Source organism: Pseudomonas sp. SDO5215_S409, assembly GCF_054071325.1.
Genome location: NZ_JBSVWN010000058.1, coordinates 16,933 through 40,689, shown reverse-complemented (window position 1 = coordinate 40,689; position 23,757 = coordinate 16,933). Strand labels below are relative to the sequence as shown.

Annotated in this window: 28 protein-coding genes and 1 tRNA gene; 9 read left to right on the top strand and 20 right to left on the bottom strand. The window is 58.6% G+C overall.

Annotated elements, in window-relative coordinates; genetic code table 11:
* Window positions 1-645: 645 nt before the first annotated feature.
* The 9 genes from ACW9H9_RS23840 to thrS all read right to left on the bottom strand — a co-directional run bounded on the left by ACW9H9_RS23840 (window position 646) and on the right by thrS (window position 8,103).
* Window positions 646-722, bottom strand: a tRNA-Pro gene (locus ACW9H9_RS23840).
* 91 nt (window positions 723-813) lie between these two features.
* Window positions 814-1,170, bottom strand: coding sequence for a MerR family transcriptional regulator (locus tag ACW9H9_RS23835; RefSeq protein WP_003174972.1), 357 nt, complete (start codon window positions 1,168-1,170; stop codon window positions 814-816).
* Entirely contained in the window at window positions 1,151-1,453 is a 303-nt protein-coding gene (gene ihfA / locus ACW9H9_RS23830) for an integration host factor subunit alpha (protein ID WP_002553164.1), read from the bottom strand. Before ihfA ends, ACW9H9_RS23835 begins: the two co-directional genes overlap by 20 nt.
* Window positions 1,454-1,456: 3 nt before the next feature.
* Window positions 1,457-3,835, bottom strand: coding sequence for a phenylalanine--tRNA ligase subunit beta (pheT, locus tag ACW9H9_RS23825; protein ID WP_457345652.1), 2,379 nt, complete (start codon window positions 3,833-3,835; stop codon window positions 1,457-1,459).
* Between the two features lie 26 nt (window positions 3,836-3,861).
* On the bottom strand, window positions 3,862-4,878 hold the full coding sequence (gene pheS, locus ACW9H9_RS23820; RefSeq protein ID WP_065874065.1) for a phenylalanine--tRNA ligase subunit alpha: 1,017 nt from the start codon (window positions 4,876-4,878) through the stop codon (window positions 3,862-3,864).
* A gap of 109 nt (window positions 4,879-4,987) precedes the next feature.
* Entirely contained in the window at window positions 4,988-5,344 is a 357-nt protein-coding gene (gene rplT, locus ACW9H9_RS23815; protein ID WP_002553161.1) for a 50S ribosomal protein L20, read from the bottom strand.
* A gap of 30 nt (window positions 5,345-5,374) precedes the next feature.
* Window positions 5,375-5,569 (bottom strand): 50S ribosomal protein L35, encoded by a 195-nt coding sequence (rpmI, locus tag ACW9H9_RS23810; protein WP_002553160.1) that lies wholly within the window; start codon window positions 5,567-5,569, stop codon window positions 5,375-5,377.
* A 60-nt stretch (window positions 5,570-5,629) separates the two neighbouring features.
* A complete protein-coding gene (gene infC, locus ACW9H9_RS23805) occupies window positions 5,630-6,181 on the bottom strand; it encodes a translation initiation factor IF-3 (RefSeq protein ID WP_457345657.1) in 552 nt (183 codons plus the stop codon).
* On the bottom strand, window positions 6,181-8,103 hold the full coding sequence (gene thrS, locus ACW9H9_RS23800; RefSeq protein ID WP_457345651.1) for a threonine--tRNA ligase: 1,923 nt from the start codon (window positions 8,101-8,103) through the stop codon (window positions 6,181-6,183). The genes infC and thrS overlap by 1 nt, the downstream gene beginning before the upstream one ends.
* A 364-nt stretch (window positions 8,104-8,467) precedes the next feature.
* Here thrS and ACW9H9_RS23795 point away from each other — a divergent pair, with 364 nt between their 5' ends.
* The gene (locus tag ACW9H9_RS23795; protein ID WP_457345650.1) at window positions 8,468-8,782 is read left to right on the top strand and encodes a hypothetical protein; all 315 of its coding nucleotides are present in this window, start codon (window positions 8,468-8,470) and stop codon (window positions 8,780-8,782) included.
* A 288-nt stretch (window positions 8,783-9,070) separates the two neighbouring features.
* Window positions 9,071-9,283: a cold-shock protein gene (locus ACW9H9_RS23790; protein WP_003234260.1), complete on the top strand. Its 213-nt coding sequence runs from the start codon at window positions 9,071-9,073 to the stop codon at window positions 9,281-9,283.
* 71 nt (window positions 9,284-9,354) lie between these two features.
* On the opposite strand, the gene ACW9H9_RS23785 is transcribed toward ACW9H9_RS23790, so the two are convergent.
* The 9 genes from ACW9H9_RS23785 to ACW9H9_RS23745 form a co-directional block, all read right to left on the bottom strand.
* A complete protein-coding gene (locus tag ACW9H9_RS23785; RefSeq protein ID WP_457345649.1) occupies window positions 9,355-9,675 on the bottom strand; it encodes an I78 family peptidase inhibitor in 321 nt (106 codons plus the stop codon).
* Window positions 9,676-9,821: 146 nt separating this feature from the next.
* A complete protein-coding gene (locus ACW9H9_RS23780; protein ID WP_457345648.1) occupies window positions 9,822-10,130 on the bottom strand; it encodes a hypothetical protein in 309 nt (102 codons plus the stop codon).
* A gap of 142 nt (window positions 10,131-10,272) precedes the next feature.
* Entirely contained in the window at window positions 10,273-11,301 is a 1,029-nt protein-coding gene (locus ACW9H9_RS23775; RefSeq protein ID WP_457345646.1) for a nucleoside hydrolase, read from the bottom strand.
* A 30-nt stretch (window positions 11,302-11,331) separates the two neighbouring features.
* A complete protein-coding gene (gene rbsD, locus ACW9H9_RS23770) occupies window positions 11,332-11,736 on the bottom strand; it encodes a D-ribose pyranase (protein ID WP_457345644.1) in 405 nt (134 codons plus the stop codon).
* A complete protein-coding gene (gene rbsK, locus ACW9H9_RS23765; RefSeq protein WP_457345642.1) occupies window positions 11,733-12,650 on the bottom strand; it encodes a ribokinase in 918 nt (305 codons plus the stop codon). Before rbsK ends, rbsD begins: the two co-directional genes overlap by 4 nt.
* Window positions 12,651-12,663: 13 nt before the next feature.
* Window positions 12,664-13,695, bottom strand: coding sequence for a LacI family DNA-binding transcriptional regulator (locus ACW9H9_RS23760; protein WP_457345641.1), 1,032 nt, complete (start codon window positions 13,693-13,695; stop codon window positions 12,664-12,666).
* A 3-nt stretch (window positions 13,696-13,698) separates the two neighbouring features.
* On the bottom strand, window positions 13,699-14,676 hold the full coding sequence (locus ACW9H9_RS23755) for an ABC transporter permease (RefSeq protein ID WP_457345639.1): 978 nt from the start codon (window positions 14,674-14,676) through the stop codon (window positions 13,699-13,701).
* On the bottom strand, window positions 14,673-16,226 hold the full coding sequence (locus ACW9H9_RS23750) for a sugar ABC transporter ATP-binding protein (RefSeq protein WP_457345637.1): 1,554 nt from the start codon (window positions 16,224-16,226) through the stop codon (window positions 14,673-14,675). The genes ACW9H9_RS23755 and ACW9H9_RS23750 overlap by 4 nt, the downstream gene beginning before the upstream one ends.
* Before the next feature lie 58 nt (window positions 16,227-16,284).
* Window positions 16,285-17,244, bottom strand: coding sequence for a substrate-binding domain-containing protein (locus ACW9H9_RS23745; protein WP_457345636.1), 960 nt, complete (start codon window positions 17,242-17,244; stop codon window positions 16,285-16,287).
* Window positions 17,245-17,802: 558 nt separating this feature from the next.
* Here ACW9H9_RS23745 and ACW9H9_RS23740 point away from each other — a divergent pair.
* The 3 genes from ACW9H9_RS23740 to ACW9H9_RS23730 all read left to right on the top strand — a co-directional run bounded on the left by ACW9H9_RS23740 (window position 17,803) and on the right by ACW9H9_RS23730 (window position 20,016).
* Window positions 17,803-18,891 (top strand): asparaginase, encoded by a 1,089-nt coding sequence (locus tag ACW9H9_RS23740; RefSeq protein WP_457345634.1) that lies wholly within the window; start codon window positions 17,803-17,805, stop codon window positions 18,889-18,891.
* 179 nt (window positions 18,892-19,070) lie between these two features.
* Complete coding sequence (locus tag ACW9H9_RS23735) at window positions 19,071-19,322, top strand: DUF1654 domain-containing protein (RefSeq protein WP_457345632.1); 252 nt, start codon at window positions 19,071-19,073, stop codon at window positions 19,320-19,322.
* Between the two features lie 4 nt (window positions 19,323-19,326).
* The gene (locus ACW9H9_RS23730) at window positions 19,327-20,016 is read left to right on the top strand and encodes an endonuclease (RefSeq protein ID WP_457345630.1); all 690 of its coding nucleotides are present in this window, start codon (window positions 19,327-19,329) and stop codon (window positions 20,014-20,016) included.
* A 40-nt stretch (window positions 20,017-20,056) separates the two neighbouring features.
* Here the strand turns inward: ACW9H9_RS23730 and ACW9H9_RS23725 are convergent, their stop codons facing one another.
* Window positions 20,057-20,434 carry an SPOR domain-containing protein gene (locus ACW9H9_RS23725; protein ID WP_457345656.1) on the bottom strand — a complete coding sequence of 126 codons (378 nt, stop codon included), beginning with the start codon at window positions 20,432-20,434 and terminating at the stop codon, window positions 20,057-20,059.
* A 258-nt stretch (window positions 20,435-20,692) separates the two neighbouring features.
* Between ACW9H9_RS23725 and csrA the strand changes: the two genes are divergently transcribed.
* The 3 genes from csrA (at window position 20,693) to ACW9H9_RS23710 (ending at window position 21,803) form a co-directional block, all read left to right on the top strand.
* On the top strand, window positions 20,693-20,887 hold the full coding sequence (csrA, locus tag ACW9H9_RS23720; RefSeq protein ID WP_003192511.1) for a carbon storage regulator CsrA: 195 nt from the start codon (window positions 20,693-20,695) through the stop codon (window positions 20,885-20,887).
* Between the two features lie 280 nt (window positions 20,888-21,167).
* Window positions 21,168-21,425, top strand: coding sequence for a hypothetical protein (locus tag ACW9H9_RS23715; RefSeq protein WP_457345628.1), 258 nt, complete (start codon window positions 21,168-21,170; stop codon window positions 21,423-21,425).
* A 99-nt stretch (window positions 21,426-21,524) separates the two neighbouring features.
* The gene (locus ACW9H9_RS23710) at window positions 21,525-21,803 is read left to right on the top strand and encodes a hypothetical protein (RefSeq protein WP_457345626.1); all 279 of its coding nucleotides are present in this window, start codon (window positions 21,525-21,527) and stop codon (window positions 21,801-21,803) included.
* Between the two features lie 12 nt (window positions 21,804-21,815).
* Here the strand turns inward: ACW9H9_RS23710 and ACW9H9_RS23705 are convergent, their stop codons facing one another.
* Entirely contained in the window at window positions 21,816-22,484 is a 669-nt protein-coding gene (locus ACW9H9_RS23705; RefSeq protein WP_457345624.1) for an HAD family hydrolase, read from the bottom strand.
* A gap of 296 nt (window positions 22,485-22,780) precedes the next feature.
* On the opposite strand from ACW9H9_RS23705, the gene ACW9H9_RS23700 reads away from it, so the two are divergent.
* Entirely contained in the window at window positions 22,781-23,749 is a 969-nt protein-coding gene (locus ACW9H9_RS23700) for a CobW family GTP-binding protein (protein WP_457345622.1), read from the top strand.
* The last annotated feature ends 8 nt before the right edge of the window (window positions 23,750-23,757 follow it).

The window sequence follows — 23,757 nt, the reverse complement described above, 5'->3', positions numbered from 1 at the left end:
GCAAACTCAGCGGCCAAGGCCATGATGAGTTACACCACTTCCAGGGACACGATCGTTACCCGTAAGGCCTACTACCCACAAGGCGGCAGCATTCTCACCGACTTGGTACATCCACGAAGACAAAATTGTCGTTATTAATTTTAATAGCCCACCTCTGGCCGTCACCAGGCCTGCCGCATCAGCAGCGGCTAGCATCGCCATATTTACCATGATTGCCATGGACCCCGCTCTCAGCGCAATAGAGAGAACCTGGGCGTTATGAAGACTCGAAACATCCGGCTTGCTCATTAAAACCACCTACCCCTGCGTCTCGTGAAATATTGCGTACGACGCTGCTGAGCAGCTGTTATTCCATCGCAACGAAGGCAGAGGTGGATCAGGCCAAAGATCTGGGGTGCACCGCGAGGATTTGTTGCGGGAGGACTTGAAACCCTTGGTTGCATTGCTGAGTCAATGGGTATCGAGCGTGACGCCTTGCAATAGCTGGTGAAGGCGGCGAATAAGCGGTATCGGCAACCGGCTCAAAAGGACCGGTGTTGACGATTTTGAAGAGGAGGCAGGCGTGAGAAAACGACAAGTCACGCAAATGTTACGCACATGAAAAAGGCCAATGCTCTGAGCATTGGCCTAAGTCATTGAAAAATATGGTCGGGACGGAGTGATTCGAACACTCGACCCCTAGCACCCCATGCTAGTGCGCTACCGGACTGCGCTACGCCCCGACTAGGCGTGTTACTGGGTTCGCTTCGCAACGAAGCGAACAGGAATATACCGCAAGCTTTTGAAATGTGGAAGTATTTTTAAAGCCTGATGTTATTTCTTCAGCACCACCAGCACATCTTCGAGTTCGGAGATCATCTGGCGGATCAGTTGCTTGTACTGGGTGGTGTCGTCTTTGGCCTCATCACCCGACATGCGCTGACGCGCACCGCTGATGGTGAACCCCTGATCATACAGCAACGCACGGATCTGTCGGATCATCAGCACGTCCTGGCGCTGATAATACCGACGGTTCCCGGTGCGTTTGACGGGGTTGAGTTGAGGAAACTCCTGCTCCCAATAGCGCAGCACGTGCGGTTTTACCGCACAGAGCTCGCTGACTTCACCGATGGTGAAGTAGCGTTTGCCTGGGATGACGGGCAGTTCGTCGTTATGACTTGGTTCCAGCATAAGCCTCAACTCGGGCCTTTAACTTCTGCCCTGGACGAAAGGTGACCACACGGCGAGCCGTGATCGGGATTTCTTCTCCCGTTTTTGGATTGCGGCCAGGCCGCTGGCGTTTGTCCCGAAGGTCAAAATTGCCGAAACCGGACAATTTGACCTGTTCGTTGTCTTCAAGAGCGTGCCTGATTTCTTCAAAAAACAGCTCGACCAATTCCTTGGCCTCACGTTTGTTCAGACCCAGCTCTTCATACAGACGTTCCGCCATCTCAGCTTTCGTCAAAGCCCCCATACGTCACTTCCTTAACGTGGCGTTTAACCTTTGTTCGAGCGAGGTGAGGATATTTTGCGTAGTCGTATTCACCTCATCGTCATTAAGAGTGCGCGATGGATGCTGCCAGGTCAAGCCAACGGCAAGGCTTTTTCTATGTGGATCAATGCCTTTACCTTGATAGACGTCAAATAGCCTGAGGTCTGTCAGCCATTCCCCTGCATTTTCACGGATTACGTCCAGAACCGCCGTGGCCGCCACGTCTTGATCGGCGATCAAGGCCAGGTCACGTCGAACTTCAGGGAAACGCGACAACTCGCTGAATTTCGGCATTTTGCCCGAGGCGACTTCGGCCAGCACCAGTTCAAAAACAAAGACCGGACGGTCTAGGCCCAAGTTTTTCGACAGTTCTGGGTGAATAGCGCCCAGGAACCCGACCAAACGCCCATCGCGCTCGATGCGAGCCGTCTGGCCCGGATGCAGCGCCGGGTGACTACCTGCCGTGAAGGTGAATGAGTCCAGCGCGCCGGCAAAGCCCAACACGGCTTCCACATCCGCCTTGACATCAAAGAAGTCAACGACGTCACGCCCCTGCGCCCAACCTTCCGGCAGACGGCTACCGCAAACCACACCGGCCAGCATCGGCTCTTGCTTCAAGCCATCGAGCTGACCAACAAAACGCAGGCCACTTTCGAACAGGCGAACGCGGTCTTGCTGACGGTTCAGGTTGTGGGAAAGCGCCTTTACCAGGCCCGGCCACAAGGACGAACGCATGGCAGCCATGTCGTTCGAGATCGGGTTGGCCAACAGCAGCGGCTCAACACCCGGGTTGAACAGCTCAAACTGTTTCGGATCGATGAAGCTGTAGGTCACCGCTTCCTGATACCCACGAGCCACCAGCAGGCGACGCAATTCAGGCAAGTGCGCACGCGCCTCAGCCTTCGGTTGCGGGGCCAGACGCGCTTGCGGATAACGAACCGGCAGGCGGTTGTAGCCGTACAGACGGGCCAGTTCTTCGATCAGATCGACTTCCAGGCTGATGTCGAAGCGATGGCTTGGCACTTCTACCTGCCACTGCCCCGCCGCACCGGCAGAAACACCCAGGCCGAGAGCCGACAGCAGGCGCTCGATTTCAGCAGGCTCGATGACCAGGCCGAGCATTTGCTCCACAGCAGCAGCGCGCAGGGTGATCGGTGCAACCGACGGCAGGTGCTGCTCACTGACCGTTTCGGTGATCGGCCCCGCTTCGCCACCGGTGATTTCCAGCAGCAAGCCCGTGGCGCGCTCCATGGCTTCACGGGCCAGTTGCCAGTCAACGCCGCGCTCGTAACGGTGTGAGGCGTCGGTGTGCAAGCCGTAGGAACGTGCCTTACCGGCAATGGCGATCTGGTCAAAGAAGGCACTTTCCAGGAACACATCGCGCGTGGTGGCGGATACGCCGCTGTGCTCGCCACCCATCACGCCAGCGATAGCCAAGGCACGGGAATGGTCGGCGATGACCAGGGTATCGCTACGCAGGCTGACGTCCTGGCCGTCGAGCAAGACGAGTTTTTCGCCCTCCTCAGCCATGCGCACGCGGATGCCACCGTTGATTTCGGCAAGATCGAACGCGTGCAGCGGTTGGCCCAGCTCCAGCATCACGTAGTTGGTGATGTCGACGGCAGCGTCGATACTGCGTACGTCCGCACGGCGCAGGCGCTCCACCATCCACAGTGGGGTTGGCTTGGAGAGGTCGACGTTACGGATGACACGACCCAGGTAGCGCGGGCATGCGTTGGGGGCCAGCACCTCGATCGAACGCACGTCATCGTGCACAGCAGGTACGGCTGCCACCACCGGACGAGTGACAGGAGCGTCGTACAGCGCGCCCACTTCACGAGCCAGGCCCGCCAAAGACAGGCAATCGCCACGGTTCGGGGTCAGGTCGACCTCGATACTGGCGTCTTCCAGATCCAGGTACACACGAATGTCCTGGCCAACAGGCGCATCGGCCGGCAGCTCCATCAGGCCATCGTTACCTTCACCGACCTGCAGCTCAGCCTGCGAGCACAGCATGCCGTTGGACTCGACGCCGCGCAGCTTGGCCTTCTTGATCTTGAAGTCGCCCGGCAGCTCGGCACCGATCATGGCAAACGGGATTTTCAGGCCCGGGCGCACATTGGGCGCACCGCACACGACCTGAAATGTTTCCGAGCCATTGCTAACCTGGCATACACGCAGCTTATCGGCATCGGGGTGCTGCTCGGTGCTCAACACCTCGCCCACCACCACACCACTGAAAACCCCGGCGGCCAGCGTAACGCTATCGACCTCAAGACCGGCCATCGACAGACGGGCAACCAGCTCGTCGCGACCTACCTGCGGGCTTACCCAGCCACGCAGCCATTGTTCACTGAATTTCATCCTGCTCTCCTAAAGGTTCGTTACGACTAGCGAAATTGCGCGAGGAACCGCAAGTCGTTGTCGAAGAACAGACGCAAGTCGTTCACGCCGTAACGCAGCATGGCCAGACGCTCAACGCCCATACCGAAGGCAAAGCCCGAGAATTCTTCCGGGTCGATCCCGGACATGCGCAGCACGTTGGGGTGAACCATGCCGCAGCCCATCACTTCCAGCCAGCCGGTCTGCTTGCACACGCGGCAACCCTTACCGCTGCACATCACGCATTCCATATCCACTTCAGCGGACGGCTCGGTGAACGGGAAGAACGATGGGCGGAAACGTACCGCCAGTTCTTTTTCAAAGAACACCCGCAAGAACTCTTCGATGGTGCCTTTAAGGTCAGCGAAGTTGATATCGCGATCGACCAGCAGGCCTTCGACCTGGTGGAACATCGGCGAGTGGGTGATATCGGAGTCGCTACGATACACACGGCCTGGGCAGACAATGCGGATCGGCGGCTTGTTCGCTTCCATGGTGCGCACCTGTACCGGCGAGGTGTGGGTACGCAGCAGCATGTTCGCGTTGAAATAGAAGGTGTCATGCATCGACCGGGCCGGGTGATGGCCTGGGATGTTGAGCGCCTCGAAGTTGTGATAGTCGTCTTCGACCTCAGGGCCTTCGGCAATGCCGTAGCCGATGTGGGTAAAGAACTGCTCGATGCGTTCCAGCGTCCGGGTAATCGGATGCAGGCCGCCGGAGGTCTGGCCACGGCCAGGCAGGGTGACGTCAATGGACTCGGCGGCGAGCTTGGCCGCAAGATCGGCCTCCTCGAGCGACGCCTTGCGCGCATTGAGAACCTCTGTAACACGCTCTTTGGCAACGTTGATCAGCGCGCCGACTTGCGGACGCTCTTCAGCCGGCAAATTCCCCAGGGTCTTCATCACCTGAGTCAATTCACCCTTTTTGCCAAGGTAGTGAACCCGGATTTGCTCCAGGGCATTGATGTCTTCAGCGCTTTGCACAGCCTCAAGAGCTTGGGCGACGAGCGCGTCCAGGTTTTCCATGTACAGACTCCAGATACAAAATAGGGGAAGAGCTTGAAGGCTCTTCCCCTATTTATGACGTTTAACACCCTAGGCTACAGGAGCAACCCAGGATGACTGTCGGGGGTACTTAAGCCAAGGTGGCTTTAGCTTTCTCGACAATCGCAGCAAACGCCGCTTTTTCGTTCACTGCCAGATCAGCCAGAACCTTACGGTCGATCTCGATGGACGCTTTTTTCAGGCCAGCGATGAAACGGCTGTAGGACAGACCGTTAACACGTGCACCAGCGTTGATACGAGCGATCCACAGAGCGCGGAACTGACGTTTTTTCTGACGACGGTCACGGTAGGCGTATTGGCCTGCCTTGATTACCGCTTGCTTGGCAACACGGAATACGCGTGAACGCGCGCCGTAGTAGCCTTTAGCAAGTTTCAGAATTTTTTTGTGACGCTTACGGGCAATGACGCCACGCTTTACACGAGCCATGAGTTACTTCCTCTATTCTTGATCCAAAAATTAACGAAGGCGCAGCATGCGCTCGACTTTTGCCACGTCAGACGGATGCAGCAAGCTGCTACCGCGCAGTTGACGCTTACGCTTGGTCGACATTTTGGTCAGGATGTGGCTCTTGAAAGCGTGCTTGTGCTTGATACCGTTAGCAGTTTTCAGAAACCGCTTAGCAGCACCACTTTTGGTTTTCATCTTTGGCATGTTCGGATACTCCGCATTCAGTTGATAAACATAATCAGAAGGCCTGCCGTGCCCTGTTGATTACTTCTTCTTTTTCGGGGCGATGACCATGATCAGCTGGCGTCCTTCCATCTTAGGATGCTGTTCGACCGAACCGTACTCGAGCAGGTCGTTTTCAACCCGCTTGAGAAGTTCCATCCCCAGCTCCTGGTGGGCCATCTCACGGCCGCGGAATCGCAAGGATACCTTGGCCCTGTCCCCATCACTCAGGAAACGTACCAGGTTGCGCAGTTTTACCTGGTAATCCCCTTCCTCCGTCCCTGGACGAAACTTGATTTCTTTAACCTGCACTTGCTTCTGGTTTTTCTTCGCAGCAGCAACTTGCTTTTTCTTTTCGAAAATCGATTTGCCGTAGTCCATCACCCGACAAACGGGCGGCACTGCATCGGCGGAAATTTCCACCAGATCCAGCTTGGCTTCTTCAGCAATTCGAAGCGCTTCATCAATCGAGACGATGCCAATCTGCTCGCCGTCAGCGCCAATTAACCGAACCTCGCGTGCCGAGATATTCTCGTTGATCGGGGCTTTCGGTGCAGCTCGTTTATCTTGTCTCATATCACGCTTAATAATAATTACTCCGAATCTTGGCGACCACGCCGGGAAACCGCTTGCGCGAGGAACTCCGAGAACTGGGCGACGGGCATCGAGCCCAGGTCTGCACCTTCACGGGTACGCACAGCGACAGTTTGCGTTTCGACTTCCCGATCTCCGATAACCAAAAGATAGGGAACCTTGAGCAAGGTATGCTCGCGGATTTTAAAGCCGATCTTTTCATTTCTCAAGTCAGACTTGGCACGAAATCCGCTTTCATTGAGAGTTTTTTCAACTTCAGCGGCAAAATCTGCCTGTTTATCAGTGATATTCATGATCACTGCCTGAGTCGGCGCCAGCCACGCAGGGAACGCGCCCTCGTAGTGCTCGATCAGGATCCCGACAAACCGCTCGAACGATCCGAGGATCGCGCGGTGCAGCATCACAGGATGCTTGCGGCTGTTGTCTTCGGAGACGTACTCGGCTCCCAAGCGGATCGGCAGGTTAAAATCGAGCTGCAAGGTACCACATTGCCAGACACGACCAAGACAATCTTTCAGCGAGAATTCGATCTTGGGACCATAGAAGGCCCCCTCACCCGGCTGCAGATCATACGCAAGGCCCGCACTATCAAGGGCTGCGGCCAGAGCGGACTCGGCGCGGTCCCACAATTCGTCGGAGCCGACGCGTTTTTCCGGACGAGTGGACAGCTTCATCTCGACATCGGTAAAGCCGAAATCGCGATAAACGTCCATGGTCAGCTTGATAAATGCTGCGGACTCGGCCTGCATCTGCTCTTCGGTGCAGAAGATGTGTGCGTCATCTTGAGTAAAACCACGCACGCGCATAATGCCGTGCAGTGCACCCGAAGGCTCATTGCGGTGGCAAGCACCAAACTCGGCCAAGCGCAGTGGCAACTCGCGGTAGCTTTTCAAACCCTGGTTGAACACCTGCACGTGGCAAGGGCAGTTCATCGGCTTGATGGCGTAGTCGCGGTTTTCCGACTGAGTGGTGAACATGTTGTCGGCGTAGTTGGCCCAGTGCCCGGACTTTTCCCACAGGCTGCGATCAACCACTTGCGGCGTCTTGATCTCCAGGTAACCGTTGTCGCGCTGAACCTTGCGCATGTACTGCTCCAGCGCCTGGTACAGGGTCCAGCCGTTAGGGTGCCAGAACACCATGCCCGGCGCTTCTTCCTGGAGGTGGAACAGGTTCAGGCGCTTGCCGATCTTGCGATGGTCGCGCTTCTCGGCTTCTTCGATGCGCTGGATGTAGGCCGCCAGCTGCTTCTTGTCCGCCCAGGCCGTGCCGTAGATCCGCTGCAATTGCTCGTTCTTTGCATCGCCGCGCCAGTAGGCGCCCGACAGCTTGGTCAGCTTGAACGACTTGAGAAAGCGCGTGTTCGGCACGTGCGGGCCACGGCACATATCCACGTATTCTTCATGGTAATACAGGCCCATGGCCTGCTCGTCCGGCATGTCTTCTACCAGGCGCAACTTGTAGTCTTCGCCGCGAGCGGTGAACACGTCGATCACTTCCGCGCGCGGCGTGACCTTCTTGATGACGTCGTAATCTTTCTCGATCAGCTCGTGCATACGCGCTTCGATCGCCGCGAGGTCGTCCGGGGTGAAAGGACGCTCATAGGCGATGTCGTAATAGAAGCCTTCGTCGATGACCGGGCCAATCACCATCCTCGCCGTCGGATACAGCTGCTTGACCGCGTGGCCAATCAGGTGCGCGCAGGAGTGGCGAATGATTTCGAGCCCTTCCTGATCCTTGGGGGTGATGATCTGCAGGCTGGCATCGCCGGTGATCAGGTCGCTGGCGTCAACCAGCTTGCCGTCGACCTTACCGGCCACGGTGGCCTTGGCCAAACCTGCGCCAATGGATGCGGCGACATCGGCTACGGAAACCGAATGATCGAATGAGCGTTGACTGCCGTCGGGAAGAGTAATAGTTGGCATGGCGCCTCCTCTCCTAGTGGTGACCCCTACCAAAGGTCACGTGGGTTGGGATGAGCCAGTACAAGATCCAACACCAGGCCATTCATGATGAACGCCTGCCTTACAGCGGCAGGAGCCTTTCGGCCAACCGGTAATCGAACCAGAGTGACTGGAATTAAACAAAGAACGGTCATGGCAAGGCGGCAAGTGGCACGCCTGTAATAGCCAAGCGGGCGATGCTAGCACAGATGAGTGGTTGTCGCGTGGTCACGGCCTGCGCAAAGGCAATTTCCTGGCATCGCAGCCCGGAAAGTGAACTTGAGCTGTACGTCAGCCCTCAAATCCACTGAGAATCACCGTTTGTCCCCGACTCGAAGGAGCACCCATGATGCGTATTACCTCGACTTTCGCCCTCGCCGCTTCACTGACCTTCCTCTCCCTGGGCGCACAAGCCGCCGCCCCGTCGAACTGGCCTGCCGGCGCTCGCGACAGCTTCGTCAAGGACTGCAGCTCGGCCGCCAGCCAGAGCGTGGATGTGAAGACCGCCAAGGATCATTGCGAATGCGGCGCCGACAAGATCAACGCCGAGTTGAGCACAGCAGAAATCAAGGAGCTGATGACCAACCAAAACGCCAGCCAAGAGCTTAAAAACAAAGCGGTCGCGGCGATTTCGTCCTGCAAAGTCGTGAAGAAAAAGTAATCTGGGGCATCGCTTAGCCCCTGATCGCGCTGAAAAAACCGTCTAAAACTGCCTTTTCTCACAATTTACACAGCTTTTACGGCTTTTTTTAATAGCTGATATTTCGCACAAAAGCCCCGTAGAACGGGGCTTTCAGCCACCTTGGCAGCGAAACACAACGCGATTGATTAGCAAACAGTGCCTTGGGGGGGCTCCCAAGTCGAACATTTCGACTATGATAGCTCGGTGTGCCCAGTTGGCCTGAGCAACACAGCACTACTGAAAATATATGTTTCTTGGAGATACACCATGTCTAATCGCCAAACCGGCACCGTTAAATGGTTCAACGATGAAAAAGGCTTCGGCTTCATCACTCCTCAAGGTGGCGGTGACGACCTGTTCGTACACTTCAAAGCTATCGAAAGCGACGGTTTCAAAAGCCTGAAAGAAGGCCAAACCGTATCCTTCGTGGCTGAGAAAGGCCAAAAGGGTATGCAAGCTGCACAGGTTCGCGGCGAGTAATTCTCCGCTGAGCTAAAAAACCCCGTCCATGTGACGGGGTTTTTTATGGGCGTCACAAAAGGCGGGAACGATCAGCCGCAATTGACCCGATTGATCACCAGGTTGTCATCGGTGTTGAGGTTCAGGCGATCGGAGCGATATTCCAGTGTCACCATGTCGTCAGGGGTGAGGATCCGTGCGTTTTGCGCACCGGCGCGGGTACGGGCCTGCTCCAGCAACTGCGCCGAAGCTTTCTGGCCGATGGCGAACTCGGCAGCCTTAGCCTCACAGCGCGTGTGAACCGCATCGGCCACCGCGGCGTCTTTGGCAGGCTGCGAACTACCCGGGGTGCTGCAACCCGCCAACATCAGTGCAGCCAACAAAGAACCCAATGACGCAAGCTTCCAAGGCATGGAGCCTCCTTTGATAAATATGAACAGAGATCGTGCGACCATCGTTTAGTGGAATGGTTTCAGAATTGTCACAATTGGCCGCAAGGCAGTCTGCCTGACTCGGCCCCCTCCCCCGACGAATCAATCGTCACCAGATATGAATATCGTCAGTAGATGTCGATGTAATCCGACACCGGTTTCGGCCAGTTTTGTTTCAGCGCATTAAAAATCTGCATGACCCACACCTCATCGCTGGCGGCAACAAGCCCGACGTAGCCGGAACCCTTTGCCCAGGTTTCCAGGCGAAACAGCAGCCCGCCGATGTCCACACCGCCCACCGCCGTTCCCGATGAAAGATAAGCGATACCCGCCCGGGTTACACGCAACTGGGTGTGCTCGTCATCACTGGCGCTCGCGAGCAATTGGCGCACAGCGTCCAGCGTCAGGTTTTCGGGGTTGTTCAAATCGATCTGCACGCGCTTTGCCCTGGCAATTAAACAGGCCGACAGTGTCGCACAGGCCCACGCCTGCGCCTAAGCAGCCGTCCAAAGAAAGCACCGGCAGGAAAACGTGGGCCCATCAAGAAGCGGTCGACGAACGCCGACCGCAAAGCAGCACTTACTTCAACCGCGCAAGACGCTCGGTCAGCAGGTCAAAGAAGCCCTGGGCGTTGCCGTTTTCCACCCAGAACACATTTTTTGGCTGCTTGAGGCCGTCATACCAGTCCACGATGGTCTGGCCAAACGTCGGGCCTTCACGGCTGTCGATCACCATGTTGACCTCACGCCCGGTGAACAGCTGAGGGTTGAGCAGATACGCGATCACCGTGGCATCGTGCACCGGGCCGCCGGAAATGCCGTAGTGCTCCATGTCGCCTTTGACATATTCGTTGAGAATATTGCTGACCACCTTGCTTGCATTATTGTTCAAGTCGGCGATTTTCTTCAGGCGAGCCTCGCTGGTGAGGATCTTGTGAGTCACGTCCAGCGGCAGGTACGTCAGTTTCACGCCACTTTTGAGCACGATCTCAGCGGCGGCCGGGTCGGCGAACAGGTTGAACTCAGCGACCGGCGTGATGTTACCGCCGTTGAAGTGCGCCCCGCCCATGACCACGACTTCCTTGATGCCTTGCGTGATCTCTGGCGCCTGGGTCAGTGCCAACGCCAGGTTGGTCTGCGGGCCGAGCATGGCGAGGGTGATGCTGTGCGGCTTGGCGGCCGTCAGCGTCTTGATCAGGTAATCAACCGCATTGCCTTCAGCCAGGCCTTTTTTCGGCTCATGCACGGTGACGCCCGAAATACCCTCCTTGCCATGGATGTTCTCGGCGTAGATCGGCGTGCGCAGCAGCGGCTTGGGCGCGCCGGCATACACCGGGATGTCTTCGCGCCCCGCCCACTCGCGGGCCAGGCGGGCATTACGTGAGGTTTTGTCCAGGCGCACGTTGCCGGCCACAGTGGTCAGCGCAAGGATATTCAGTTCCTGAGGTGAAGCCTGGGCGAACAATAAAGCCACCACATCATCGGCACCCGGGTCGGTGTCGATGATCAGGTCGATTTTGTCCGCCGCCTGGGCGCCGACCGTGGTCAGCGCAGACATCAGCAGCACGCTCCGAAACAGATTTCGCAGGGTTGGGTTGCCACGTTGCATGAAACACTCCTTGTCATGGGGGGGAGAAACCTAAAAAGTCACGCCAGAAACCAGCGCGATATTGCAATAGGGCTGGCATTCACCAGTACGCACGACCGCGCGCGCCTTGCGGCTCAGTTGCTTGAACGCCTCGTGGCTGACCAGCTGGCGCTCACCCAGCGCCGATTGTTCGGTCAGCGCCGCAAGATCGACCAGCGCCGGTGGTTGCTTGAGCAGGATTTCTTCGGCCAGCACATGGCTTTCTACCTGCATTTCGCTGAGCACCACGCGCAGGGTGCTGATGAAGTCGGGAATGCCTTTCGTCAGCGCCAGGTCGATCATCTCGACGCCTGGCGGCACCGGCAGTCCCGCATCGCCAATGACCAGAATATCGCCGTGCCCCAACGAAGCGATCACGCGTGACAGGGCGATGTTGAGCAGTGGGGTCTTTTTCATTTGGATACAAAATCCTGGACGTCATGCAGCGTGGGAATAGAAGGTTGCGCACCGGCGCGGGTCACCGACAGCGCGGCGGCCGCCTGACCAAAACGAATGGCCTCGGCTTCACGTTTGCCGCCCGCCAATGCGGCTGCAAAACCGCCGACAAACGTATCACCGGCGGCCGTCGTGTCCACGGCCTTGACCTTCGGCGCTGGCAGGTGCTCAAAACCCTGACCATCGGCAAACAACGCCCCTTGGGAGCCCAAGGTAATAATGACTTTGCCCGCACCCGCCGCTATCAGGCGGGTCGCTGCGACCTTTGCGGTGTCCAGCGAATCCACCACCACCCCGCTCAACGCAGTGGCCTCGCTTTCATTGGGAATCAGGTAATCGATAAACGCATACCACGCCTGCGGAAGCGGGCTGCTGGCCGGCGCCGGGTTGAGAATCACGGTCTTGCCCAGTTCACGACCGCGCTTGAGCGCATAGGCCACCGTTTCCATCGGCACTTCAAGCTGGCAAACCACCACATCGGCCTCTTGCAGCACGGCGTCAAAGGCTTGTAGACGCTGCGGCGTCAATTCGCCGTTGCCGCCCGCGACGATCACAATCGCATTCTGGCTGCTGTCATCCACCACGATCAGCGCAACACCGCTGGAGCCGTCAACACGACTGACGGCCTGGCAATCGATCCCTTCCTCTACCAGGGCGTCGCGAAGTTGCGCGCCATAGGCGTCTGTTCCCACGCACCCCACCATCGCAACCTGCGCGCCCAAGCGCGCCGAAGCCACCGCCTGATTGGCACCCTTGCCGCCCGGCACGGTGGAGAACGATTGGCCGATCAGGGTTTCACCGGCACGCGGCAAACGGCTGGCCCGGGTGACCAGGTCCATGTTCAGGCTGCCTACTACCACTACTTTTGCTGGCATACATCAGTACTCATCAATTCGGTTCAGCGGTATGGGCGACCGCACCCGCCAAGGGCGCTGTCGACTCACGCAGCACGATGCTCGGCGTCACAATGCGCTGCTCGACCGGCAGTTGGGGTGACGCGATTCTTCGCAGTAACAGTTCGGCCGCCATCTCACCCAACTGCACGATCGACTGGCCCACCGTGGTCAGCGCCGGGTACACATAACGACTCATTTGAATATCGTCAAAACCAATCACCGACAGTTCAGCGGGCACGCGGATATTGCGCTCGGCCGCCGCTCGCAATACGCCGAAACCAATCATGTCGTTACCGGCAAAAATGGCAGCAGGCGGATTATCCGCAAGCAGTTGCGCCGCGGCGGCGTAACCACCGGTGCTGGTGAAGTCGCTTTCCAGCACGCGGCCAGGCGGCACGTGCAACCCGGCTTCCTCCATGGCGCGATAAAAACCGGCCATCCGCGTTTGCGCCACGCGGGTATGACCGGGGCCACCGATACAGGCGATGTCGCGGTGCCCTTGGTCCAGCAGATGCCGGGTCGCGAGGTAAGCACCTTGTTCATGATCGATACGCACCAGGTCGACATCAATGCCGTCCAAGGCACGGTCGACGATGACCATGGGCGTGCGTACCACTTTCAGGCCGGTGGCCAGGCCGCTGTCATCACCGCCCACCGAGGTCACGATCAGGCCATCGATGCGCTTCTCTAACAGCACCCTTAAATAGTTGCGCTGCTTTTCGGCGTTGTCATCAGAGTTGCACAAGATCACGCAGTACCCGTTGCGCTCGCAGTAATCTTCGATGCCGCGGGCCAGCTCCGCAAAATACGGGTTGAGGCTGTTAGGCACCAACAAACCGATCGTAGCGGTGGTCTTGGCCTTCAAGGACCGCGCAACCGCACTGGGCACATAGTCGAGTTGCTTGATAGCCGCTTCGACCTTGATTCGTACAGGCTCACTGACCGGGCGCGTCTTGTTCACCACATGGGACACCGTGGTGTAGGAAATCCCCGCAAGCGCTGCCACATCCTTGATCGTCGCCATGGCTCAGCCTCGCCGACTGGCGCGCTGGCTGCGGTACGTGTCCAGTATCACAGCGATCACGATGACGGCACCGGTAATGATGCGTTTGGTCGGCTCGGTCGCACCGATCTGCGCAAGGCCTGCGGCCAGTACCGAGATAATCAGCACACCAAAAAAGGTGCTGATGACCGAACCACGACCACCCATCAGGCTAGTCCCGCCGATCACCACCGCCGCGATCACTTGCAGTTCAAGGCCTGTACCGGCGTTCGGGTCCGCCGCTTCCAGGCGGGAAATCTGAAACAGCGCCGCCAGGCCCGCCAACAAGCCCATCAGGCTGAATACCAAAATCTTGTAGGGCTTTGGATTGATCCCCGCCAGACGCACGGCCTCTTCGTTGGTGCCAATGCCGATCAGGTAACGACCGAACACCGTACGGGTCAACACCAGTTGAGCGGCCACAATCACCAGGAAAGCGATGATGAACGAGGGCGAAATCCCGAAGGCAACCGGGTTGGACAGCCAGGCGAATGAGTCACCGATGTAGGCCGTGCGCGAGCCGGTCATTTGGTACGCAACGCCACGGGCCATTTCCAGCACACCCAGCGACACGATAAATGAAGGAATGCGCCAGGCCACGGTGATGGAACCGGTAATAGTACCGGCCAATGCGGCGCAGCCCATGCCCAGTACCGCGGCAGGCAACACGCCCCAGCCCCAGCCCAGAATCGCCACGCTGACCGCAGAAGCGGCCAGGGCCAGCACCGAACCCACCGACAGGTCGATACCGCCGATGATCAAGACAAAGGTCATGCCGACCGCCAGTACCATCAGGTCCGGGATCTGGTTGGCCAGGGTGCTGAACGTGTCATAAGACAGGAAGTGGTCGCTCAGGAACGAGAACAGCGCAATCATCGCCAGCAAGGCACCGGCCAGGCCCAGATAAGTGCCAAGGCCGGCGAGGGAGCCGCCGCGTTTTGCGGGAGTGGAAGCAGTTTTCATGGGGCAGTCCTGGGCGCTGCGTCGTTGAGCAGCGCATCACGTTTCTGGTAACCGGCAAAAGCGGCAGCGAGCAATTCGTCCTGGGTCCAGCTGTCGCGCTCGAATGTCTCGATCAGACGCCCGGCGGACAGCACGCCGATCCGGTCACAGATCAGCATCAGCTCGCGCAGGTCGCTGGACACCACCACCAGCGCCTTGCCCTGGCGGGTCAGGTCGCCAAGCAGGGCGTAAATATCAAACTTGGCGCCGACGTCGATGCCTCGGGTCGGCTCATCGAACAACATCACCGAACAGTCACGCTCCAGCCAGCGGCCAATCACCACCTTCTGCTGGTTGCCGCCCGACAGCTCGGACACCAACTGCGCCGTACTGGAACTGCGAATGCGCATGGCGTCGACCTGACGCTTGGCCAACGCGGTTTCATCACCGCCGTTAACCAGACCGGCACTGGAAATCTTCGGCATATTGCCCAGCGCAATATTGGCGCTGATGGATTGGGTGAGCAGCAGCCCCTCCCCCTTGCGGTCTTCGGTGATCAGGGCGATGCCGTGGCCTACCGCGTCGACCGGGGAACGAATACTGACGACCTGGGCGGGCGAGCCCAACGCCACGGTGCCGCTGTCGGCCGTGTCGGCACCGAAGATCAGCCGCAGCAGCTCGGTACGGCCTGCGCCGATCAGGCCGGAAATCCCGTAGATTTCACCGGCACGCACTTCAAAAGACACATCACGAACCTTGTCCGAACGCGTCAGGCCTTTGACCGTCAGCGCCGGCGCACCAATGGTGCGCGGCCCCAGGTCGATCTGCTCGCCCAGTTCGCGCCCCACCATCAACGTGACCAGTTGCTCGCTGTTGTAGTTGGCCATCGGCTCGACGCAGACCAGCTTGCCGTCACGCAACACGGCAATGCGTTGCGCCACCCGGGCCAGCTCTTCCAGCCGGTGAGAGATGTAAATGATCGCCACGCCCCGGGCCTGCAGGCGGGTGATTTGTTCAAACAGCATCTCGACTTCACGGGCGGTCAGCATGGCCGTGGGTTCGTCGAGGATCAGCACGTGACAGTCGCCGATCAGGTTGCGGGCAATCTCGACCATTTGCTGGTGACCGATACCCAGCGTCCCTACCAGGGTGTCCGGGTCGATCGCATCCAGGCCGACTTGGGCCATGGCTTCGATAGCGGCTTTGCGCAGTTGCTTGCGGCTGATCCAGCCACCGTGGCTGGGCAGGTTATCGAGAAACAGGTTTTCGGCCACCGTCAGGGTCGGCAGCAGGTTGAGCTCCTGCATGACCATGCGAATGCCCAGCTCTTCAGCTTGGGTCCGGCTGACCGGGGTGTAAGGCTGGCCATTGAATTGCATCTGGCCGTCGGTCGGGGTGACCAGGCCGCCAATAATTTTGGACAGCGTGCTTTTCCCTGCGCCATTCTCACCGGTCAACGCCAACACTTCCCCGCGATTGAGCGTCAGGGTGATGTCGGACAGAACCGGCTGGGCATAGGTCTTGCCGATACCGCTGACCGTGAGGACAGCGTTCGGTGCGCAAGATGACATAGTGAACGTCTCCAGGCGCCCGCTCGGGATGAGCGGGCGCTGCGTGTTGCTGCGGGGATTACTTCTTGAGAACGAGCTCGACCGGCGTTTCGATCACGCCATTGACGGCATCGACCTTCTCACCCTTGACCAGTTTCAGCGCGTTCTGGATACCGAACACGGCTTGCTGGGCGGCGGCCTGGTCGGCGGTGGCCAGCACGCGACCGTCTTGCAGCATCGGCTTGATGGCTTCGATGTTGTCGTAGCCCACCACCTGGACCTTGCCCGCCTTGCCCGCGGCACGCACAGCAGACACGGCGCCCAGCGCCATGTTGTCGTTACCTGCCAGCAGGGCTTTCAAGTCCGGGTATTCGCTGAGCATGGCCGAGGCCACTTTGTTGCCCTGGTCGATTTCCCAGTTACCAGACTGAGTGGACACAATCTTCATGCCCGCCGCGTCCATGGCATCCTTGAAGCCCGCGGTACGTTGCTGGGCGTTGGTCGTGGTCGGTACGCCTTCGATGATGGCAACCTTGTCGCCAGCGGCCAGTTGCTTGGCGAGGTAATCACCCACCAGCTTAGCGCCCTTGCGGTTGTCGGGGCCTACGAAGGGAATGTCGAGGTTCTTGCTTTTCAACACGTCCGGGTCCAGACGGTTGTCGATGTTGACGACCTTGATACCCGCGTCGGAGGCTTTTTTTAGCACGGTGACCAGTGCCTTGGAGTCGGCCGGGGCGATCACCAGTGCATCCACCTTGGACAGGATCATCTGGTTGACGATATCGATCTGGGCGGCGGTGTCGGTTTCGTTCTTGATCCCGTTGGTGATCATGTCGAAATCGGCGGCGTGGGCCTTCTGGTAATCCTTGGCACCGTCTTGCATGGTGACGAAGAATTCGTTGGCAAGGGATTTCATGACCAGGCCGACCTTGGGTTTGGCGGCGGTTTCGGCGGCAAATGCAGAGGAGAGAGGCAGGGCAGCGGATGCGGCAGCAAGCACAGCAACAGCAAGAAGACGTCCAGCGAATGGCAGCTTCATGGGTTCACTCCGATCTTATGATTATTGTGGGCAACGCTTGCACCGAAAAAACACTTCGGCAGCCCTCCCACCCGGGGGGCTGATACGAGCGTTCACGACACCCCGGGGGGGCGCTGCGCGAAACATCTCGCAAACGTTTGCGTTAAACAAACTATGAGAACGTTGTAGGGATTTGTCAACGTTAGAAATTGGCTTTTGCCGACGCCTCATATCGCTTTTTCCTACGTAACCCCGGTGAACCCTCGCCCGACCTGAAGACGCTACAAAACGACAGGTCGATGTTTATACCTCTGGCTTTATCCAAAGCCTTTTCCGTACGCCTTTTCGGACAACCGAACACGCTCTTGCCGATTGTTCGGAAAGCCGGACGAAGGTTGCAAAAAAGCGCCTGAAACATAATAAAAAATAGATACAGATCAATAAGTTGAACCAAACCTAAAACCACAATGGCGCTGGTACAAATCCTGCTCTTACTCCTTGCCTCGTGGCGTTCAGAAGCGTCCGGGTGTTTCTAGATGAACCTGCATCAGCACTCATCAAAAACCAGAGAGAAGAATAATGAAATCTGCATTGAAGACTTTTGTCCCGGGTGCCCTCGCCCTTCTGCTGCTGTCCCCGCTTGCCGCTCACGCGAAAGAAGCTGAAACCCAACAAAAACTGGCCAACGTGGTCATTCTTGCGACCGGCGGCACCATTGCTGGCGCCGGCGCCAGTGCCGCCAACAGCGCGACCTACCAAGCCGCCAAGGTCGGCATCGACAAACTGATCGCCGGCGTTCCTGAGCTTAGCCAAGTGGCCAACGTTCGCGGCGAGCAAGTGATGCAAATTGCGTCTGAGAGCATCACCAACGAAAACCTGCTGCAGCTGGGCCGTCGCGTCGCCGAACTGGCCGACAGCAAGGATGTGGATGGCATCGTGATTACCCACGGGACCGACACCCTCGAAGAAACTGCCTATTTCCTCAACCTGGTGGAAAAGACCGACAAGCCCATCGTGGTGGTCGGTTCCATGCGCCCAGGCACCGCCATGTCGGCTGACGGCATGCTCAACCTGTACAACGCCGTGGCCGTGGCCGGTAGCAAAGACGCGCGCGGCAAGGGTGTGCTGGTGACCATGAACGACGAGATCCAGTCGGGGCGCGATGTGAGCAAAATGGTCAATATCAAGACCGAAGCCTTCAAGAGCCCATGGGGCCCGCTGGGCATGGTGGTGGAAGGCAAATCCTACTGGTTCCGCCTGCCTGCCAAGCGCCACACCTCGGGCTCGGAATTTGACATCAAGTCCATCAAGAGCCTGCCTGACGTAGAAATCGCCTACGGCTATGGCAATGTCAGCGACACCGCCTACAAGGCCCTGGCCCAGGCTGGCGCCAAAGCCATCATCCACGCGGGCACTGGCAACGGTTCGGTGTCCTCCAAGGTCGTACCGGCGCTGCAGGAACTGCGCAAACAAGGTGTGCAGATCATTCGTTCTTCCCACGTCAACGCCGGCGGTTTCGTTCTGCGCAACGCCGAACAGCCTGACGACAAGTACGATTGGGTGGTCGCCCACGACCTGAACCCGCAAAAAGCCCGCATCCTGGCCATGGTAGCCCTGACCAAGACCCAGGACAGCAAGGAACTGCAACGGATCTTCTGGGAATACTGAGTGCCCCGGGCCTGACCTGACGTAGTCAGGCCCTTCCCGCCTTTCGCCTCCTCACAAAAAACCGAAACCCGTATTCCTGCGTCAGATCACCGTCAGAAAACGCTCTTGAGTTTTGAGTAGTTGCGAAATCGCCTACAGTTAAATACTGTATGCACGCACAGCAAACTAAGGAAATTCCCGTGGCAACGTCCTCCTCCGTAGCAGTTGCAGCACCTGATGCCTACGCACGCCTGGCCCTTCGCGTACAAAAAATCATCAATTCGACCACGGCACAAAGCAGCAAGGCCGCGCTGATCTTCCGCTTGCCGGACGAACCCGTGGATGAATGGGAGCGCTTGCTTGAAGAGATTGCAGAAAACGACAACGTCACCGTCGCCCATCGCGATGACGGCGGCGTGCAGATTTTCTGGGTTGTGCCGAAGGAAGATTGAGTCAATGGGTGTTCGTTTTATCAGCGTGTTTTGCCTGTTTTTTGCCGTCACCGCTCATGCCCAAGCCCCCAAGACCTTCAGTGAAGCCAAAAAAATCGCCTGGAAACTGTATGAACCTCAATCCACCGAGTTTTATTGCGGCTGCAAATACTCCGGCAACCGGGTGAACCTCAAGGCCTGTGGCTACATTCCTCGCAAAAACGCCAACCGCGCGGCACGCATTGAATGGGAGCACATCGTTCCCGCCTGGCAGATCGGCCATCAGCGCCAATGCTGGCAGCAGGGTGGGCGCAAGAACTGCACGCGTCATGACGACGTCTACAAGCGCGCAGAAGCCGACCTGCACAACCTGGTGCCGAGCATCGGCGAGGTCAATGGCGATCGTAATAACTTCAGTTTTGGCTGGCTGCCGGTGCAACGCGGGCAGTACGGCTCCTGCCTGACCCAGGTGGATTTCAAGGCGAAGAAGGTGATGCCCCGCCCCTCCATTCGCGGCATGATCGCGCGGACTTACTTCTACATGAGCCAGCAGTACGGCTTGCGCCTGTCGAAACAGGACCGCCAGTTGCACGAAGCCTGGAACAAGACTTACCCAGTACAACCCTGGGAACGCCAGCGTAACCAGACCGTGGCGTGTGTGATGGGACACGGCAACGCGTTTGTCGGACCGGTCAACTTGAAAGCCTGCGGGTGAACATTACGGGCGGGAGAAATGCCTCCCGCCCGGCCCGGCATTACTGCGCCGCTTTGTGTTCGATCACCTGCGACACCGTGTCGTTCTTTTTGGCCCTGGCCAGTTTTTCCGTCAACAGTACCTGCTTGGCTTCAGCCTCTTGCTTAGTGCTGAAAGGTCCCAGCAAGACCTGATCTTTGCCGTCCTCTTTGGCCAGGTAGAAACTGAACCCGTGTTCAAGTAGCCAGGCGGTCAAATCAGTCATCGCCTGTAACTTGTGATCGGGTGGTCCCACCCATACATCCCATTCCTGAGGCGCAATCGCGCCCGCCTGGGAAGTGGGCTGAACGTCTGCCTGGGCGACGGCGGGCGGGGCCTTGGGGGGATCGGCAGGCTTGCCTTCGCCACAACCTGCCAATACCAGTACCGCAATTGCCATCGCTACTTTACGCACTGCCCTGCTCCTTTAACGATCAAAGAGGCAACTTTATCATTCACTGTCTATTCTGGCCGTCATAAACGTTGGCTTAAACAATGCGAATGATGTATCGCAGACCTGTATGATGGCGCCACGGGAATTAATGTTGCCTCCAAGCGTCCTAAAAGAGGCAGCCACAGGGAAGCGCTTCGCAGTAAGCTACGCACATCCGACATCTGCCCTGCCTGAATGTCCTTAAAAGTAATCAAGGAGAAGTCCATGCTGATACTCACCCGCAAAGTCGGTGAAAGCATAAACATCGGTGACGACATCACGATCACCATTCTGGGCGTTAGCGGCCAGCAAGTAAGAATCGGCATCAACGCCCCCAAGGATGTTGCCGTGCATCGCGAGGAGATTTACCAGCGCATCCAGGCCGGCCTGACTGCTCCGGATAAAAACCAGACACCTTGAAGCGCCTCAGTAGCCAGCCCTTTCGTTTACTGTAACGGCTGGCGAAAACCCTCCAGGCCTGTGCGCGCCATCGGCAACCCAGCCCCACACCGCGTGCCCTGCCGCTCGCGGCAATCCCCCTCAAAAGAACCCCGTGAGTCAACATCGGACGCGCGCCGCATGGGACTCAAGGCGTTTTTGCGCATGAAATCTCTTACATCACACGGGAACTTGTCGCTAAATCGATGGACGAAACTGCGTACAAACACTCGACAATTTCCAGCGCCCTCGGGAGCCCGTGATGAGGCCAATCGGCAAGCAGCCTTATTTGTCCAGGTCGTGGGTGATCGCCCTGCTCATCGGGGCGGTCTTTATCCTGCTGGAATGGGGCATCAAGTTTGAAGTCGAAGGCGCCGCCCCCCTGCAAAATCGCTCGAAGCTGGACCTGGCGCTGTTTCTGGTCGGGTATCTGTTTATTTTTTGCCTCAAGCCGATCCAGGCGGCCATTCATCGAAAACTCTGCCGCCGCGCCTTGAGCCACCACCGCCAAAAAGCGTGAGGCGGGTGCTAACGCCTGCTATCAGATAGCCGCTATTTACAGCCTGACGACACCCCCTATGCTTGGGGCATGCACGCTTTGTAAAAGGTTATGCCGTCGATGGACACTCTGAGCAAAACCGAAATCGAAACGGCCCTGGCCGCCCGCCTGCCCAGCTACACGATCGTGTGCACCCTGCATGCCGACGGCACCTTGTCGGCGATCCTCAGCGGCCCCGAAGCCGACCATTTCGCCGTGACCGGAATTGTGCGGGCACATTACCGGGGCGCTGAAGCGATCGGCCGGTTGGCCAGCGAGATCCTCAAAGAAATGGTGCTTTCGCGCCAGGGCATCAAGAGCAACCGGCTGCACCCACTGGCCGACAGTGGCCGCCCTTGAGCCTATAAAACCTCACCGACGCAGCGACAACCACCCCTCATCGTCACACAGCACCTGCAAACCTTCGTACCCGGCAATCGTCGGATGTGCCGTCTGCATCGGCGTGAGATGGGTTGCCGTCACCACCAGCACATCGGCGCCCGCCGCTTCACCGGCACGAATACCCACCGGGGCGTCCTCAAACACCAGACACTCCTGCACCGCCACCCCCAGGCGTTCTGCGCCCAGCACGTAGCAGGCCGGGTCCGGCTTGCCGATGGCAACGTCTTCGGCCGTGACCCACACCGCCGGCGGGCGGATACCGGCCGCGTGCAGGCGGCGCAGCGCCAAGGCCTTGGGCGCGCTGGTCACCAGCGCCCATTGCGCTGCAGGCAAGGCATTGAGAAACGCCGCCGCACCAGAAATGGCCACCACGCCCTCCACGTCCTCGATTTCTGCCTCGGTAATCCACTGCGCCTCGGCCTGCGGATCGACACCGGGCAGTGCCTGCCGGGTAATGGTGTCGATGGCCCGTGCGCCATGAATCGTCTTCAAAAAGGCCGGCACGTCCAGGCCGTGTCGTTCGGCCCACGTGCTCCACACGCGCTCGGCGGCGGCGATGGAGTTGAGAAGCGTGCCGTCCATATCAAACAGGAACGCGCGGTAACGGTTGGCAAATACACCTGAATCGTGGATGGACACTGCTCGGCTCTCTCTGGCGTTCGTCACCCGGTGTTGGGCCCTGACGAATGATTGGCTCGATGCAATCTACGGATCACTCCGCTGCTTGTAAACGATGCAACGCCAGCGCCCGAGGTGCCAAGAACGTGCAACCGCGCATGCCGCCCGAATGTCCATTGCGGTTGAAAAAACCTCGGGCGGCCAAATGCACCCGCAGCGCTGGCCATATGCTCCCTCCTGCCAGACACCCACTGCAGGCTGGAGCGCATCTGGCTTGTCTTACGCACCCCGTCAATTTTTGTGCGAAGAGTGCCGCCATGCCCCAACAAAAAATCCCCGTCACGGTCATCTCAGGTTTTCTGGGCGCCGGCAAAACCACCCTGGTCAACCACCTGCTGGCACACACCCCGGGGCAACAGATCGGCATCGTGGTCAACGAATACGGTGAAGTCGGCATTGACGGCCAACTGATCGTCGCCGATGACCAGGCGTTGATCGAGATTAACAACGGTTGTGTCTGCTGCACCGTGCGCGCCGACCTGGTGGTGGGCGTGCAAACGCTGCTGCAGCGTCCGGGCCCGCCGCTGGACCGGCTGATCATCGAAACCTCCGGCCTGGCCGACCCCGCCCCGGTCCTGCAAACCTTCCTCGCCGACCCGCAATTGCGCGCCCGGGTCGTGCTGGACTCGATGGTGACGGTGATCGACGCCAAACACCTTGCCGCCCAACGGGAAGACGACATCGCCCGCGAACAGGTGGCCTTCGCCGACACCCTGTTGCTCAACAAACTGGACCAGGTGGACGCCCGCCACCTCGCCCCGCTGCACGCGCTGATCCGCCAGATCAACCAGACCGCCGTGGTGCTCCACGCCACACGCTCACAGGTGTCACCGGCCGATCTGCTCGATTCCCGACGCTTTTCCCTGCCCAACCTGCTGGCCATCGAACCGGACCTGCTCGACGAAGGCGCCCATGACCACGAACACGACAGCCGCATCAACTCCTGCTCCGTGGTGGCCCCCGGCACGCTTGACCCCACGCGGTTTACCGCCTGGGTCAACCGGCTGGTGCAAGACCAAGGCACGCAGTTGATGCGCATGAAAGGCCTGCTGAACATCGCAGGCGAGGCCCGAAGGTTTCACTTTCACAGCGTGCACATGCTGCTCGAGTCTGTGCCCGGCCAGGCATGGCAGGCGCACGAAGAACGGCTCAACCGGTTCGTCTTCATCGGCCGCGACCTGGACACCGCCCAGCTACGTGACGGCTTTATGGCCTGCATCGCCTGAGGAGCCTG